The organism is Pseudomonas sp. GW822-FHT02G04, from assembly GCF_058802085.1.
In genome coordinates this window covers 385758-399524 of sequence record NZ_JBXANU010000003.1, presented here as the reverse complement: position 1 = coordinate 399524, position 13767 = coordinate 385758, and the positions used below count along the sequence as shown (strand labels likewise).

General features: G+C 59.5%; 11 protein-coding genes. 9 read left to right on the top strand and 2 right to left on the bottom strand.

The features are described 5' to 3' along the window. Nucleotides 1–27: 27 nt before the first annotated feature. From AC1RO5_RS06610 to AC1RO5_RS06590, 5 genes are all read left to right on the top strand, one after another. Entirely contained in the window at nucleotides 28–669 is a 642-nt protein-coding gene (locus AC1RO5_RS06610; RefSeq protein WP_007940705.1) for a thiol:disulfide interchange protein DsbA/DsbL, read from the top strand. A gap of 14 nt (nucleotides 670–683) precedes the next feature. Then, nucleotides 684–1544 carry an endonuclease/exonuclease/phosphatase family protein gene (locus tag AC1RO5_RS06605; RefSeq protein ID WP_493173730.1) on the top strand — a complete coding sequence of 287 codons (861 nt, stop codon included), beginning with the start codon at nucleotides 684–686 and terminating at the stop codon, nucleotides 1542–1544. Beyond that, nucleotides 1545–3584, top strand: a complete 2040-nt coding sequence (locus tag AC1RO5_RS06600) for a GGDEF domain-containing protein (RefSeq protein ID WP_493173726.1) — start codon at nucleotides 1545–1547, stop codon at nucleotides 3582–3584. Nucleotides 3585–3686: 102 nt separating this feature from the next. Beyond that, complete coding sequence (locus AC1RO5_RS06595; RefSeq protein WP_493173723.1) at nucleotides 3687–4466, top strand: N-acetylmuramoyl-L-alanine amidase; 780 nt, start codon at nucleotides 3687–3689, stop codon at nucleotides 4464–4466. A 73-nt stretch (nucleotides 4467–4539) separates the two neighbouring features. Further along, nucleotides 4540–6156: an EAL domain-containing protein gene (locus AC1RO5_RS06590; protein ID WP_493173719.1), complete on the top strand. Its 1617-nt coding sequence runs from the start codon at nucleotides 4540–4542 to the stop codon at nucleotides 6154–6156. A 12-nt stretch (nucleotides 6157–6168) separates the two neighbouring features. Here the strand turns inward: AC1RO5_RS06590 and AC1RO5_RS06585 are convergent, their stop codons facing one another. Further along, nucleotides 6169–7959 (bottom strand): ATP-binding protein, encoded by a 1791-nt coding sequence (locus AC1RO5_RS06585; RefSeq protein ID WP_493173717.1) that lies wholly within the window; start codon nucleotides 7957–7959, stop codon nucleotides 6169–6171. 10 nt (nucleotides 7960–7969) lie between these two features. Next, nucleotides 7970–9316: a sigma-54-dependent response regulator transcription factor AlgB gene (gene algB, locus AC1RO5_RS06580; RefSeq protein WP_493173715.1), complete on the bottom strand. Its 1347-nt coding sequence runs from the start codon at nucleotides 9314–9316 to the stop codon at nucleotides 7970–7972. Between the two features lie 439 nt (nucleotides 9317–9755). Here algB and AC1RO5_RS06575 point away from each other — a divergent pair, with 439 nt between their 5' ends. The 4 genes from AC1RO5_RS06575 to AC1RO5_RS06560 all read left to right on the top strand — a co-directional run bounded on the left by AC1RO5_RS06575 (nucleotide 9756) and on the right by AC1RO5_RS06560 (nucleotide 13723). After that, complete coding sequence (locus AC1RO5_RS06575; RefSeq protein WP_493173713.1) at nucleotides 9756–10043, top strand: hypothetical protein; 288 nt, start codon at nucleotides 9756–9758, stop codon at nucleotides 10041–10043. A gap of 81 nt (nucleotides 10044–10124) precedes the next feature. Continuing rightward, nucleotides 10125–10289 carry a DUF1328 domain-containing protein gene (locus AC1RO5_RS06570; protein WP_003177151.1) on the top strand — a complete coding sequence of 55 codons (165 nt, stop codon included), beginning with the start codon at nucleotides 10125–10127 and terminating at the stop codon, nucleotides 10287–10289. Nucleotides 10290–11057: 768 nt separating this feature from the next. Then, nucleotides 11058–12389 (top strand): glutamate/aspartate:proton symporter GltP, encoded by a 1332-nt coding sequence (gene gltP / locus AC1RO5_RS06565; protein ID WP_493173711.1) that lies wholly within the window; start codon nucleotides 11058–11060, stop codon nucleotides 12387–12389. Nucleotides 12390–12493: 104 nt separating this feature from the next. Continuing rightward, nucleotides 12494–13723, top strand: coding sequence for a nucleoside recognition domain-containing protein (locus AC1RO5_RS06560; RefSeq protein ID WP_007940696.1), 1230 nt, complete (start codon nucleotides 12494–12496; stop codon nucleotides 13721–13723). Nucleotides 13724–13767 lie beyond the last annotated feature (44 nt).

The window sequence follows — 13767 nt, the reverse complement described above, 5'->3', positions numbered from 1 at the left end:
GGCACCCAAATTGTCCAGGAGTAAAGCATGCGTAATCTGATCATCAGCGCCGCACTCGTCGCTGCCAGCCTGTTCGGCATGACTGCCCAAGCCGCCGAAAAACCTGAAGCGCCCTATGTCGAACTGAGCAATCCGGTCCCGGTGGCCGAGCCTGGCAAGATCGAAGTCGTGGAGCTGTTCTGGTACGGCTGCCCGCACTGCTATGCCTTCGAACCCGTCATCAACCCATGGGTTGAAAAGCTGCCTTCCGACGTGAATTTCGTGCGTATCCCGGCCATGTTTGGCGGCCCTTGGGACGCACATGGCCAGATGTTCCTGACGCTTGAAGCCATGGGTGTCGAGAGCAAGGTTCACGCTGCGGTGTTCAACGCAATCCAGAAAGAACACAAGAAGCTGACTGACAAAGAAGACATGGCGGACTTCCTGGCGACCCAAGGTGTAGACAAGGACAAATTCCTGGCCACCTTCGACTCCTTCGCCATCAAGGGCCAGATCAACAAAGCCAAGGAGCTTGCCAAGAAATATGAAATCTCCGGCGTGCCTACCATGATCGTCAATGGCAAGTATCGCTTTGACATCGGCTCTGCCGGCGGTGCCGAACAAGCGCTGAAACTGGCCGACCAACTGGTCGCCAAAGAGCGAGCGGCAACCAAGGCCGTTGCCAACTAAGCGCGGCACCTGCCATGCGCCGCTGGGGAACTGAACGCATCGTTGGCCTGCACGACCCGCGGGTCAACGAGCATCACCTGGAATCGACGGGGTTGCCCGTGGACAGCCGACTGCGTTTGCTCAGTTTCAATATCCAGGTCGGCATCAGTACCGAGCGTTATCGGCACTATCTGACCCGCGGCTGGCAGCATCTGTTGCCGCACACCGGGCGTGCCGACAACCTGCAAAAAATCGGCAATCTGCTGGGCGACTTCGATCTGGTCGCCTTGCAGGAAGCCGATGGCGGCAGCCTGCGATCGGGCTACGTGAATCAGGTCGAACACCTGGCGCAGCTCGGCGCCTTCCCTTATTGGTATCAACAACTCAATCGCAATCTCGGTCATCTCGGCCAGCACAGCAATGGCGTGCTCAGCCGCCTGCGCCCGTGGGCGATCGAGGATCATCCGCTGCCGGGCCCCAAGGGTCGCGGGGCTATTCTGGTGCGCTTCGGCGAAGGTCCGGAGGCGCTCGTGGTGGTGATGATGCACCTGGCGCTGGGCGCTCGCGCCCGTAGCATGCAGCTGGCTTACATCCGCGAGTTGATCGGCGGTTATAAACACCAGGTGCTGATGGGCGATATGAATACCCATGCCAGTGACTTGCTGCAACATTCCCCGCTGCGTGATTTAGGCCTGCTCGCGCCGCAAATGGAAGCGACCTTTCCCAGCTGGCGCCCACAGCGCTGCCTGGACCACATTCTGCTCAGCCCCACCCTGACCCTTGAAAAGGTCGAGGTGCTGGCACAACCCATTTCCGATCACCTGCCGGTCGCGGTAGAAATTCGTTTGCCGGGCTCGCTCACGGCCGATGCATTCCCCGCGTTGAGTCCTGCCTGAATGAGCGACGAAGCACAGCGCTGGAAAGAGAAATACCTCAAAAGCATCGAACAACAGGAAAAGCTCGAACGTCGATGGGACGCCCGGCTCGACCTGCTGCGTCGCGGGCTGGTGCGCAGCACCCTGGCTGCCGAAGGTACCGATCGCGCCGTTGACCAATGCATGAAGGAAATGCGCGAAGTCGTACGCACCGACGACATGGACGCCGGCCTGGCGGCCTTGCTGCCGCGTCTGGAGAAAGCCGTGCTCGACTCCGAGCAGCGCCGGGAAACCCGGGTTGATCAAGTCAGCGCCGCACTGACGGCGCTGGTCTCTCAGTTGCAAGCATTGCCGCTGCCACGGGAAGTGAGCCGGCCACTGAAGAGTTTCGCCAAACAGCTGGACGGCCGTGTCGGCCAGGCTCGCGAAATCCCGTTGCTGCTCAGCGAACTGAGCGGCTTGCAAGGCAAAGCCTTGAGCCTGCTGGAGAACCCTGTGGAACCGGGTCGCCCGGGTTTGCTGCAGCGCCTGTTCGGTAGCCGGGATGCGGACGAGGCCGCGCCACAGATCGCCGCCCCCGAATTGCACATGCCTGCCCCGCAACCTGTCGAACCGGTTGCCGCTCCACCGGCCGAGCTCTCACTCGCGACGGTCAATCTCGCGCCAGCCGCCAACAAACCGCAAGCGGTAATGCCAACCGTTGAAGCTGCCCTGCCCGCCGCTGCGCCCGCTGAACCCGTGGACACTCCGGCGCCCACAGCAACAACGGCACCCACAGCTGAAGTCGTGGCGTTCGTCCCGCCCGTCCTGGAGCCAGAGGCCACGAGCAGCCAGGCCCCAGAGCCACAAACCCAGCCGAACCTCGAACAGCCGCAAGAGCCGGTTCCATCGATCGCCGTACCGGCCACCCAGGCTCCGTCGGCAATCAACCCGGATGAACTGATCCCGGAGGCCAGCGATCCGCAAACGCCAGAACACGACATTCTGTATGCCCTGCCGGACTCGCCGGAACCGTCCTACAGCTCTGTGGCCAAGCACATCGAAGACACCCTGCTGGGCCTTCTCGACGACCTGACACTGCCCGAGCGCCATCGACCGCAAGCCGAAGCGATGCGCAATCGTCTTCAAAACGGTTTGAACTGGTATGAACTGCTGCCAATCCTCGATGATCTGGCAACATTGATGCTGGCCATTACCGACAGCGGTCAGCACGAATTCGAAGCGTATCTGCAGCGACTCAACGAACGCCTTGAGTCATTTCAGAGCAACCTGCAAGCGGCCAGCGAAGGCCACGCCGACAACCGCTCTGCCGCGCGGGAGATGGATACGCAGATTCGCGAGCAAGTCGACGGCCTGCAAAGCAGCATGCATGAAGCGGCGGACCTCGATGACCTCAAGCACATGCTGGAAGACCATCTCGAAGGCCTGCTCGGCACCATGGACCAGCACCAGAGGCAACGCGACGAGCGCGAGCAGGAAGTCGCGGCCCGCCTGCAAAGCCTGGCCGAAAGGGTGGCCCACATGGAGCAGGAAGCGCTGGGCTACCGCGAGCATCTCGAAGAGCAGCGCCAGAAGGCCTTGATCGATCCGTTGACCGGCCTGCCGAATCGAGCGGCCTGGAGCGAACGGCTGGACCATGAAATCAGTCAATGGCAACAGCACGGCAACACCCTGCTGCTGGCGATGCTCGACCTCGACCATTTCAAACGCATCAACGACAACTACGGTCATCTGGCGGGCGACAAGGTGCTGAAAATCATCGCCAGTGTGCTGCGCAAGCGTCTGCGCGGGACGGACTTCATTGCCAGGTTTGGCGGTGAGGAGTTTGTGCTGTTGATGCCTGCCACGGCACCGATGGTCGGCGCGAAACTGCTGGAAACCTTGCGCGCATCGATCGAAGCTTGCCCGTTCCACTTCAAGGGCGAGCGAGTCACTATCACCATTTCCATGGGACTGACCGCCTTCAGGCCGGGCGAACATAGCGACCTGGTGCTTAAAAGAGCCGATCAGGCGTTATATCGTGCGAAAAATACCGGACGCAATCGAATAGAACTGGGCTGACGGTTAATTGTTCCATTTTGTTTAAAGGCGCGCTTTTGCGGTCGGCGCGCAAGGCAATACGTTACACTGTTGCATTATTGTCTCGTGTGTATTGCCTCCACCATGAAATTTCTTGCTCTTATTGCTTCGCTGCTTGTATTAGCCGGTTGCGCCAGCGGTCCCCGGATTGACACTAGCCACCCTTCAGTCAATCACGACAGCCGTATTCAGTTCGTGGTGATGCATTACACCTCCGCATCCCTGGAGGACTCGCTGCAATTGCTGACCCATGGCGAGGTCAGCAGCCATTACCTGATCGGCGACGACGAGCACGCCACCATCTATAAGCTGATGGATGAAAATCTTCGGGCCTGGCACGCTGGCGAAAGCCAATGGCAAGGCCGGACCTGGCTGAATTCCAGTTCCATTGGCATCGAAATCGTCAATCCGGGCTTCCAGGACACCCCGACCGGGCGCCTCTGGTATCCCTACAGCGAAGCCCAGGTTCAGTCGATGATCTTTCTGCTCAAGGACATCAGCAAGCGCCAGGGCATCAGCCCTCGCCATATCATCGGCCATAGCGACATCGCCCCCATGCGCAAGCTCGACCCCGGCCCGCTGTTCCCCTGGAAACGCCTGGCGGCCGAAGGCCTGGGAATCTGGCCGAACGAGCAGGCCGTGGCGCGTCAACAAGCGCAGTTCGCCGTGCAGCTGCCAAGCATCAGCTGGTTTCAGGCACAACTTGCCCGCCTGGGCTACGCCACGCCACAGACCGGCGAACTGGATGTAGCGACACGCAATGTGCTGGCGGCTTTTCAGCTGCATTTTCGCCCGTCCCGTTTCGACGGCACGCCGGACGCGCAAACCGCGGCGCTTCTCCAGGTGTTGAATCAGACAAAATAATGACGCCCGCCCGACGGTCAGGGCTTTTCCCCAATCAGCAGCTATAACTCATTGGTAATTCTTCGGATATTCCATGATGACGGCTGCTCGAGAGAGGCTGCGTAGCTGGTTCTATCGCCCTTGGTTTCTGGCGACGCTGGCGGCTGCCTTGAGTGCCACGCTGCTGATGACCGGCAGTCTGTTCATTGCGATGCATCAGGTCGAGGACAACGAAAGCCAGGAGATGAACGCCCAGGGGGAGCGCTTTCTGGTCCGTCTGGAGCAGCTGTTCGGGCAACTGCGCGAAAGCCTCGACGACCTGGAAGCTCAACCGCTGCGGGGCTGCGATGATGAAATGATCGCTACATTGCAGCAGGTCAGCTTCAATTACCGCTTCGTTTACGAAGCCGCTTACATGGATGCTTCAGGAATCTGCTCCAACCGCCCCCGCCAGGAAGGGCTGTCGCTGATCCGGCCACCGGACATCGAGGGCCCCACCTACAGCTATTGGTTGAACACCACCACCGAACCCGATGAGAACCGCGCCGCGCTGATGCTGGGGCGTGGCAATTTCCGGGTGGCTACGTCTCGCGGGCATTTGACCGACATGGTTGATCTGTCTCCGGGAAGCAGCCTGCTGGTGGTGCTCGACCACGACACCCGCGCGATTCCCGTGCTCGGTGCCGAGCAGGAGTGGCCCCCGACGCAACCCTGGCCCCCGAAAAATCACGATGCACTGCAAGTCACCCCTACCCGCCTGATTTACCGAATGCCGACCCACACTCCCGAATACCAACTGGTGCTGATCACCCCGCGTACCGGGATGCATGTGCCGGCCGTTTGGTGGTGGCTGCTTCCGGCCAGCCTCGCGCTAAGTGCCTGCGTAGGCATTCTGGTGTTTCTGCTGGTGCGCCAGCGTCAATCACTGGATGCCGAACTGCACGGTGCGATACAGCGAGGCGAATTGCAGGTGTTGTATCAACCGATCTTCGACCTCGACAGTCGCAACTGTGTCGGGGCCGAAGCCTTGCTGCGCTGGCGAAGGCCGGACGGCACCCTGACCAGCCCCGATCTGTTCATACCGATGGCAGAGAACACCGGACAGATCCGCCAGATGACTGACTTCGTATTGCAGCGCCTGCTGGAACAGCTTGGGCAACTGTTGCGCGCCAATCCGCAGCTGTACATCTCGGTCAACCTGGCCGCCTGCGACGTCATGGTGCCGCGTATCGGTCAGGTGATAGCGCGCCTGCTGGCCTTGCACCGGGTAGCTGCCAGACAGATTGCCTTTGAGGTGACCGAGCGCGGACTGGTCGATGTGGTGGTGGCCAGAGAAAACCTGCAAGCCTTGCGCGATGTCGGGCATCAGGTGCTGATCGATGACTTCGGTACCGGCTATTGCAGCCTCGCCTACCTGCAAACCCTGCCGGTGGACTGCCTGAAAATCGACAAGGCATTTATCGACGCGCTGGGCCATGACGCCGCCAGCAGCGGCGTGGCACCGCACATCATTCGCATGGCCCAGGCCCTGCAACTCAAGGTGATTGCAGAAGGTATCGAACATGAAGCCCAAGCGGTGTTTCTGAGCGGCGAAGGGGTGAAGTTCGGTCAGGGTTGGCTGTTCGCCCACGCATTGAGCGCTGTGCAATTCATCGAATTGATAACCCGTGGCCGCCGACAGGCAACGCGGCGTCTGGATGACGAAGCCTGAGAGGGTTCAGGCTTATACCGTCAGCGCCATGTAGAACTGCGTACCTTGCCCTGGCCGTGAATACACGCCCATCCGCCCGCCGTGCAATTGCACGATTTCCTTGCACAGCGCCAGACCGAGCCCGGCGCCGCCCTTCTTGCGGCCGACCTGAACAAAAGGCTCGAATATCCTCCCTTGCTGGCCGTAGGCAATGCCTTCGCCGTTGTCTTCGACACTGATAATCACCCGCTCCCCATGACGTCGAGCCTGCAAACGTATCAGCCCATCTCGGGAGGTATGGCGCAAGGCGTTGTCTATCAGGTTATCGAGCACCCGTTCCAGTTGCGCCTGATCGGCTTGTAGCCGCGGCAACGTTCCCTGCACTTCCACCAACAGCTCAATGCCCTTCTCCTGCGCCGGGCCGGCAAAGCGTGCCTGGGCCTGCTCCAGCAGATCCTCGATGGAGCACGGCGCCAGGGTGAGTTTTTGCAGGCCGTTCTGATAGCGGGAGAAATTCAGCAGGTCGTTGATCAACTGCATCAAGCGCTGCATTTCTTCATTCACGGTGTTCAGCAAGTCGGCCTCACGGGAGTCCTCGGCAAAATGCGCCCGCTCGCGGAACAGGCCGAATGCCATGTGCATCCCGGTGACTGGCGTGCGTAACTCATGGGAAGCACGCAAGACGAACTCGCTGCGCACCCGTTCGAAGGCACGCTGCTCGGTGACGTCATGCAACACCATCACGGCGCCGAGAATATGACCTTGGGTATGGCTGACCGGCGTCAGGCTATACGTCAGCAATCGCGACTCCCCGTCAACCTCGATGCTCAGGTCGTCCGGCACTCGTTCCAGGGTGCCACCGCGCAGCACCAGATGCAGCTGTTCATCCAGTTCGGGACGCTCAAGTGCCGTGCCCAGCCCTTGGCCGAGACGCTCGCCGTCCCAGCCTAACTGGCGCTGAGCCACCGGGTTGAGGTGCTCGAGATGACCTTGACGATCAATGATCAGCAAACCGTCGTCGATACTATCGAGCACCGCTTGCAAACGCTGCTGTCCGGCGAGCAGCTCGTCGATATTAGTGGCTTGGTGCTGTCGCAGGGCCTCGGCCATGATTCCGAAGCGTCGGGTCAACTGGTTCATTTCCACCGCGGAGGAAATCGGCAGAGTCACTTCGAAATTGCCTTGGCCGATGTTGTCAGCGGCCGCCGCCAGGGCCTCGATCGGAGCCCCGAAACGCTGGGCGATCGCATGGGCGGTAATGAACCCGATGAACAGCACCCCCACCCCGACCAACCCGAGCAGGCCGGCAACCAGCAATGCCCGCTCCCGGGCCTGGCGTTCGGTCTCGTTGATGTTATCCAGCGCACGCTTCTGTTCGGCAATCAAACCGTTGCGCAATGCGTTGAATTTTTCCGTCAGATCCGCGCTGTCACCGAGTACCTGTACCGGAACACGGGAAAGATCAAACGCCTGCAGCAAGCTCTGATAATCGGCTTTGGCTTTTTTGAAACCGTACTCGACACCCTCACTGGACGGCTCCAGAGCAATGCCTTCATCAAGCAATTGCAGGGAATGCTGACTGGATGCCTCGAACGCCACAGGATCAGGGTTCTCGCCAAGCACAATAATCAGTTGATCACCCAAGGTCTGGCGCAGTTTCAATCCCAGATCCAGCCTGACGAAGTTGTCACGGATCAGGGCCTCCTGCGTGCCGGCCATCTGCATCACGCTGACCAGCCCGAGCAACAGCCCGAGCAGCGCCACTGTGATCAAGGCTGAAATACTCAGGAACAACCGGGTGCGCAACGTCATCGCCAGTTTCATCGGGTGCGGCTCACAAGTTGTACTGTTTGCGCTTGCGGTACAGGGTCGAGGCATCGATACCCAGGGTCTTGGCCGCCTGATCCAGGGTATCGGCGGTGGCAAGGACCGCGCCGATGTGGGCTTTCTCCAGCTCATCCAGGCTCAACGCGGCGCCAATGCGTGGCGTATTGTTGGTCGGAGCTTCGGCCATGCCCAAGTGGCTGATCTCGACCCGCTCCTGTGGACAAATAATGCTCGCCCGTTCCACCACGTTGCGCAGCTCGCGGATATTGCCGGGCCAGCGGTAGCTGAGCAGCGCCTCGCGGGCCTCGTCGCTGAAACACCGGGCCGGACGCGAGTACTCCCTGACGAAACGCGCCAGGAAACGGTCAGCCAGGTTCAGAATGTCTTCCCTGCGTTCGCGAAGCGGCGGCAGGTGCAAGGTGATAACGTTCAGCCGATAGAGCAAATCTTCACGAAAACGACCGTCGCGGACCATATCTTCAAGGTTGAGGTTGGTGGCTGCGAGGATTCGCACGTCGGCGCGACGGGTCACCGGGTCGCCCACTCGCTCGTATTCCTTGTCCTGGATGAAACGCAGCAACTTTGGCTGCAAGGTCAGCGGAAAATCGCCGATCTCGTCGAGAAACAACGTTCCGCCATCAGCCTGATTGACACGCCCCAAGGTGCTTTCGCTGGCACCGGTGAACGCGCCACGGCTGTGGCCGAAGAGTTCGCTGTCCATCAATTCCGCCGTCAGGGACGGGCAGTTGATGGTGACGCAGGATTTTTTCTGGCGTTTGCTCCAGCCATGAATGGCCTGTGACAGCTCACCTTTACCGGTCCCGGACTCTCCGAGAATCAGAATGTTGGCGTCAGTACTGGCGACCTGGCGTGCGGTTTCAAGCACCACTTTCATCGCCGGGCTGTGGGAGTCCAGCCCCTCCTTGGGTTTACGCACTTCACCTTCGAGGGCTTCCAGGCGTGCCGAGAGTTGCCGCACTTCCAGCTGTTTGGCGGTGGCCAGACGTAACTGATCGGGGCTGCAAGGTTTGACCAGATAGTCGGCTGCACCGGCCTGAATCGCATCCACGGCAGTGTCCACGGCCGAGTGAGCGGTGACGATCACTACACGCATCCAGGGCGCCTGAATCCGCATCTGGGCCAGCACATCCAGGCCGTTGTCTTCACCCAGGCGCAAATCGAGGAAGCACAGATCGAAAACCTGACGCTGCAACAAGGCTTCGGCCTGAGCAGCGCTGGTCGCGGTGGCCACGCTGTAGCCTTCGTCTTCGAGGCAATAGCGAAAGGTTCGAAGGATGGCGGACTCGTCGTCCACCAGCAGAATGCGGCCTTGATGCTCAGTGGCTGATTCCATGTTCCTACGCTCCTTTAATAGGTGTTCTTGGTTAGTCCCGGAAAAATCGGGCAAGTTGCATGGTTGATTCTGGTCGATTCCAGCCACAACAGGCTATCTATCTACTCAAAGTGCAGCTAATGGACTGATTTATTTGAATTTTTATTAACAGACCATTCTTTCGGCGATTGCCTGCGTCCCTTTCTGACATCTGCGCCCTCCCCGCAATTCCAAAAATATTGAAAGTGCCTGCGAACTCATCGTGCATTACGCACGAGCGCAAACGGATCATCGTGCAGGATGCGTCCAAAACGATTTCTACAAACACGATAACTTATTGATTTTTATAGATTTTATTCTTTATTAAAGCTGGCATGCAGGCTGCAATGGTCTAGGTAATCAGGGCATTTAATGAACCAGGCCCGCCAAAGATCACTACCCGTATGGGAGGAACTTCAGGATGAATCGCCAAAGTGCCGCCCAATTGCGTCTCTCGCCACTGCATGTCCAGCAAGGCTTGTTTGCCCTGCTGGCATTGTTGATCACCTTGATTGGCGGCCAGCAGTACATGCGTTGGGAGCAGAGCCAGCAGCCAGAGGCGCCGCACCTGTCGATTGCACATGCCCCCCAAACCCACTTCAGCGCCGTCAGCAGCAACCCGACTGACAACGCCTCAATGCGAATGATCGGCGTCGACCAGGCCCGGCCTGTGGATGAGACGCCCTCTCAGGAACGTTGGGTGTTTTAAGCAAACGAACTTGGCGCGCTCAACGCGCCGGGAAAGGCACCACAAGCCACATCCTTAAATAGAAGCGTAAGGAGAATCACCATGTTGAGCTGGGCAATCACATTCCTGATCATTGCCATCATCGCTGCAGTATTGGGCTTCGGTGGTATCGCGGGCACCGCCACGGGTATCGCCAAGATTCTCTTTGTCGTATTCCTGGTGATGTTCATAGCTTCCTTCTTCTTTGGTCGTCGCGGTCGAGGTTGATGTGGGCATTGCGTTAAAGACATCGGCAGCCGCCCTGCTTCTGGGCGGCAGTGCCATGGCGATCGCGGCCGCCCACGCGACACGAGTTCGAAACACGAAAGAGGCCTGGCGCTTCTTTCCACTGCGCTACCCGAGGACGGTAGACGCATGACCAAGGGGTCGGGACGTTCTGACTGCTTCAGGGTCGGAGTGACCTACGGGTACAGGGAGTACCCGCGCAAGGGCCGGGTCAGGTGAAGCTGCGACGCAAGTTCGTCGGCCCAGAGTGGCTCGACGGACTTGCGGAGAGCTTCAACGTGCAAAACATTGATCTAGAGCATTCTGCTCCCCTGCTCTTTCTGCATATTCCCTCGCAAAACCGTTTCGCGTTATTTCTTCATGACCGTATATCGAGAAAGCTCTGACTTTTACGAGAAGAAAAATCGCACTCAGACGTAGGTCATTTCCTAAGTTTTCACTGATACGAAAAACATCAACCTGCGCTGAAATGGCCGGTTCACGGCACTTATGCCTGCCGAAATGTCGTATTCGAACCGGCTGGGACGTGGGTTTCAGTTGAAAAATCTCATGCCGATTCGGCATAGGGTAGGCGTTTACGGCATTAGACGGCGCTTCCCCGCATCGGAATAGTTGCGCCTTTTTCGCTGCCTGAGAGCTGTAAATGCTCGCTCGCCGGGACCTTATACGGGGGTCGATGCACAAACTTTTCCGCCACGAGCGTTCCAGTTCGCGCATGTCCCTGAGATAAACACAAGAAAGGGTAAAGATATGAAGAAGGCAAAGCTTAGTCTCGCCTGGCAGATCCTCATTGGTCTGGTATTGGGGATTGCAATCGGTGCGCTGCTTAACCATTTCAGTGCCGAAAAAGCCTGGTGGATCAGCAACGTCCTGCAACCGGCAGGCGATATCTTTATCCGTCTGATCAAGATGATCGTGATCCCGATCGTGATTTCCTCGCTGATCGTCGGCATCGCTGGCGTTGGGGACGCGAAAAAACTCGGGCGTATCGGTCTGAAGACCATCATTTACTTCGAGATCGTCACCACCATCGCCATTCTGGTCGGTCTGGTGCTGGCCAACGTGGTCCATCCGGGCAGCGGCATCGACATGAGCACCCTGGGTACCGTGGATATTTCCAAGTACCGGGCCACTGCCGCCGAGGTTCAGCATGAACACGCGTTCATCGAAACCATCCTCAACCTGATCCCGTCGAACATCTTTGCGGCCATGATGCGCGGCGAGATGCTGCCGATCATCTTCTTCTCCGTGTTGTTCGGTCTCGGTCTGTCGAGCCTGCAATCGGACCTGCGCGAACCGCTGGTGAAGATGTTCCAGGGCGTGTCGGAAAGCATGTTCAAAGTCACCCACATGATCATGAACTACGCCCCGATCGGCGTGTTCGCACTGATCGCGGTGACCGTGGCCAACTTCGGCTTCGCCTCCCTGCTGCCGCTGGCCAAACTGGTCGTGCTGGTTTACTTCGCCGTTGCCTTCTTCGCCTTCGTGGTGTTGGGCCTGATCGCTCGCCTGTTCGGCTTCTCGGTGATCAAGCTGATGCGCATCTTCAAGGATGAGCTGGTCCTGGCCTACTCCACCGCCAGTTCCGAAACCGTGCTGCCGCGCGTGATCGAGAAGATGGAAGCCTACGGTGCGCCGAAAGCCATTTGCAGCTTCGTGGTGCCGACCGGCTACTCGTTCAACCTCGACGGCTCGACCCTGTACCAGAGCATCGCGGCGATCTTCATTGCCCAGCTGTACGGCATCGACCTGTCGATCAGCCAGCAACTGCTGCTGGTGCTGACCCTGATGGTCACCTCCAAAGGCATCGCCGGCGTACCAGGTGTGTCCTTCGTGGTGCTGCTGGCCACCCTGGGCAGCGTCGGTATTCCGCTGGAAGGCCTGGCGTTCATCGCCGGTGTGGACCGCATCATGGACATGGCCCGTACCGCGCTGAACGTGATCGGCAACGCCCTGGCCGTGCTGGTCATCTCGCGTTGGGAAGGCATGTACGACGACGCCAAGGGCCAGCGCTACTGGAACTCCCTGCCGCACTGGCGCAGCAAGGAAAAGCTGCCGGTTGGTGAAACCTCCAGCAACTAATACCCGCTCCCACAAGAGCCCCAAACAAACCCCGGAGAAATCCGGGGTTTGTCGTTTCTGCCTACCCCGCTATCATTCGCCGCATCTTCCGGGGGATTTGACTGATGCTTAATGGCCTGTGGCTTGGCTTCTTCATCGTGGCAGCTGTATCGGCGCTGGCGCAGTGGCTGATCGGCGGTAACGCCGGGATCTTTGCGGCGATGGTGGAAAGTATTTTCGCCATGGCCAAATTATCGGTCGAGGTCATGGTCCTGTTGTTCGGTACCCTCACCCTCTGGCTGGGCTTTCTGCGGATTGCCGAGAAGGCCGGGATCGTCGAGTGGCTGGCCAAGGCGCTGGGCCCGCTGTTCCTGCGCCTGATGCCGGAAGTGCCGGCCGGCCATCCCGCCATCGGCCTGATCACCCTGAACTTCGCCGCCAACGGCCTGGGCCTGGACAACGCCGCCACACCAATCGGCCTCAAAGCCATGAAGGCGCTGCAAGAGCTCAACCCCAGTGCGACGATCGCCAGCAACGCGCAGATCCTCTTCCTGGTGCTTAACGCCTCCTCCCTGACTCTGCTGCCAGTGACGATCTTCATGTACCGCGCCCAGCAAGGCGCGCCCGATCCGACACTGGTGTTCCTGCCGATCCTGCTCGCCACCAGTTGCTCGACCATCGTCGGCTTCCTGACCGTAGCGTTCATGCAACGCCTGCGCATCTGGGACCCGGTGGTGCTGGCGTATCTGATCCCCGGTGCCCTCGCCCTCGGCGGCTTCATGGCACTGCTGGCGACGCTCTCGGCGACCGCGCTGGCGAGCCTGTCATCGGTCCTCGGCAACGTGACGCTGTTCGGCTTGATCATGTTGTTTCTGATCATCGGCGCATTACGCAAGGTGAAGGTCTACGAGGCATTCGTCGAAGGCGCGAAAGAAGGCTTCGACGTCGCCAAGAACCTGCTGCCGTATCTGGTGGCGATGCTCTGCGCCGTGGGGGTCCTGCGAGCGTCCGGAGCGCTGGACTTCGGTCTGGACGGGATTCGTCACCTGGTGGAATGGGCCGGTTGGGACACGCGCTTCGTCGATGCCTTGCCGACCGCATTGGTCAAACCCTTTTCCGGCAGTGCCGCCCGGGCAATGCTGATCGAAACCATGAAGACCGAGGGGGTGGACAGCTTCCCGGCGCTGGTAGCGGCGACGATCCAGGGCAGTACCGAAACGACCTTCTATGTCTTGGCGGTGTACTTCGGCGCGGTGGGCATCCAGCGCGCGCGGCATGCGGTGGGTTGCGCGCTGCTGGCGGAGCTTGGCGGGGTGCTGGGGGCCATCGGGGTTTGTTACTGGTTCTTCGGCTGAACCAAGAACCCTGTGGGAGCGGGCAAGCCCGCTCCTTTCAGCGG

Bases quoted from the DNA above. Each gene is read 5' to 3' on its own strand.
- AC1RO5_RS06610 (WP_007940705.1), top strand. From the start codon at position 28: ATGCGTAATCTGATCATCAGCGCCGCACTCGTCGCTGCCAGCCTGTTC.
- AC1RO5_RS06605 (WP_493173730.1), top strand. From the start codon at position 684: ATGCGCCGCTGGGGAACTGAACGCATCGTTGGCCTGCACGACCCGCGG.
- AC1RO5_RS06600 (WP_493173726.1), top strand. From the start codon at position 1,545: ATGAGCGACGAAGCACAGCGCTGGAAAGAGAAATACCTCAAAAGCATC.
- AC1RO5_RS06595 (WP_493173723.1), top strand. From the start codon at position 3,687: ATGAAATTTCTTGCTCTTATTGCTTCGCTGCTTGTATTAGCCGGTTGC.
- AC1RO5_RS06590 (WP_493173719.1), top strand. From the start codon at position 4,540: ATGATGACGGCTGCTCGAGAGAGGCTGCGTAGCTGGTTCTATCGCCCT.
- AC1RO5_RS06585 (WP_493173717.1), bottom strand. From the start codon at position 7,959: ATGAAACTGGCGATGACGTTGCGCACCCGGTTGTTCCTGAGTATTTCA.
- algB (WP_493173715.1), bottom strand. From the start codon at position 9,316: ATGGAATCAGCCACTGAGCATCAAGGCCGCATTCTGCTGGTGGACGAC.
- AC1RO5_RS06575 (WP_493173713.1), top strand. From the start codon at position 9,756: ATGAATCGCCAAAGTGCCGCCCAATTGCGTCTCTCGCCACTGCATGTC.
- AC1RO5_RS06570 (WP_003177151.1), top strand. From the start codon at position 10,125: ATGTTGAGCTGGGCAATCACATTCCTGATCATTGCCATCATCGCTGCA.
- gltP (WP_493173711.1), top strand. From the start codon at position 11,058: ATGAAGAAGGCAAAGCTTAGTCTCGCCTGGCAGATCCTCATTGGTCTG.
- AC1RO5_RS06560 (WP_007940696.1), top strand. From the start codon at position 12,494: ATGCTTAATGGCCTGTGGCTTGGCTTCTTCATCGTGGCAGCTGTATCG.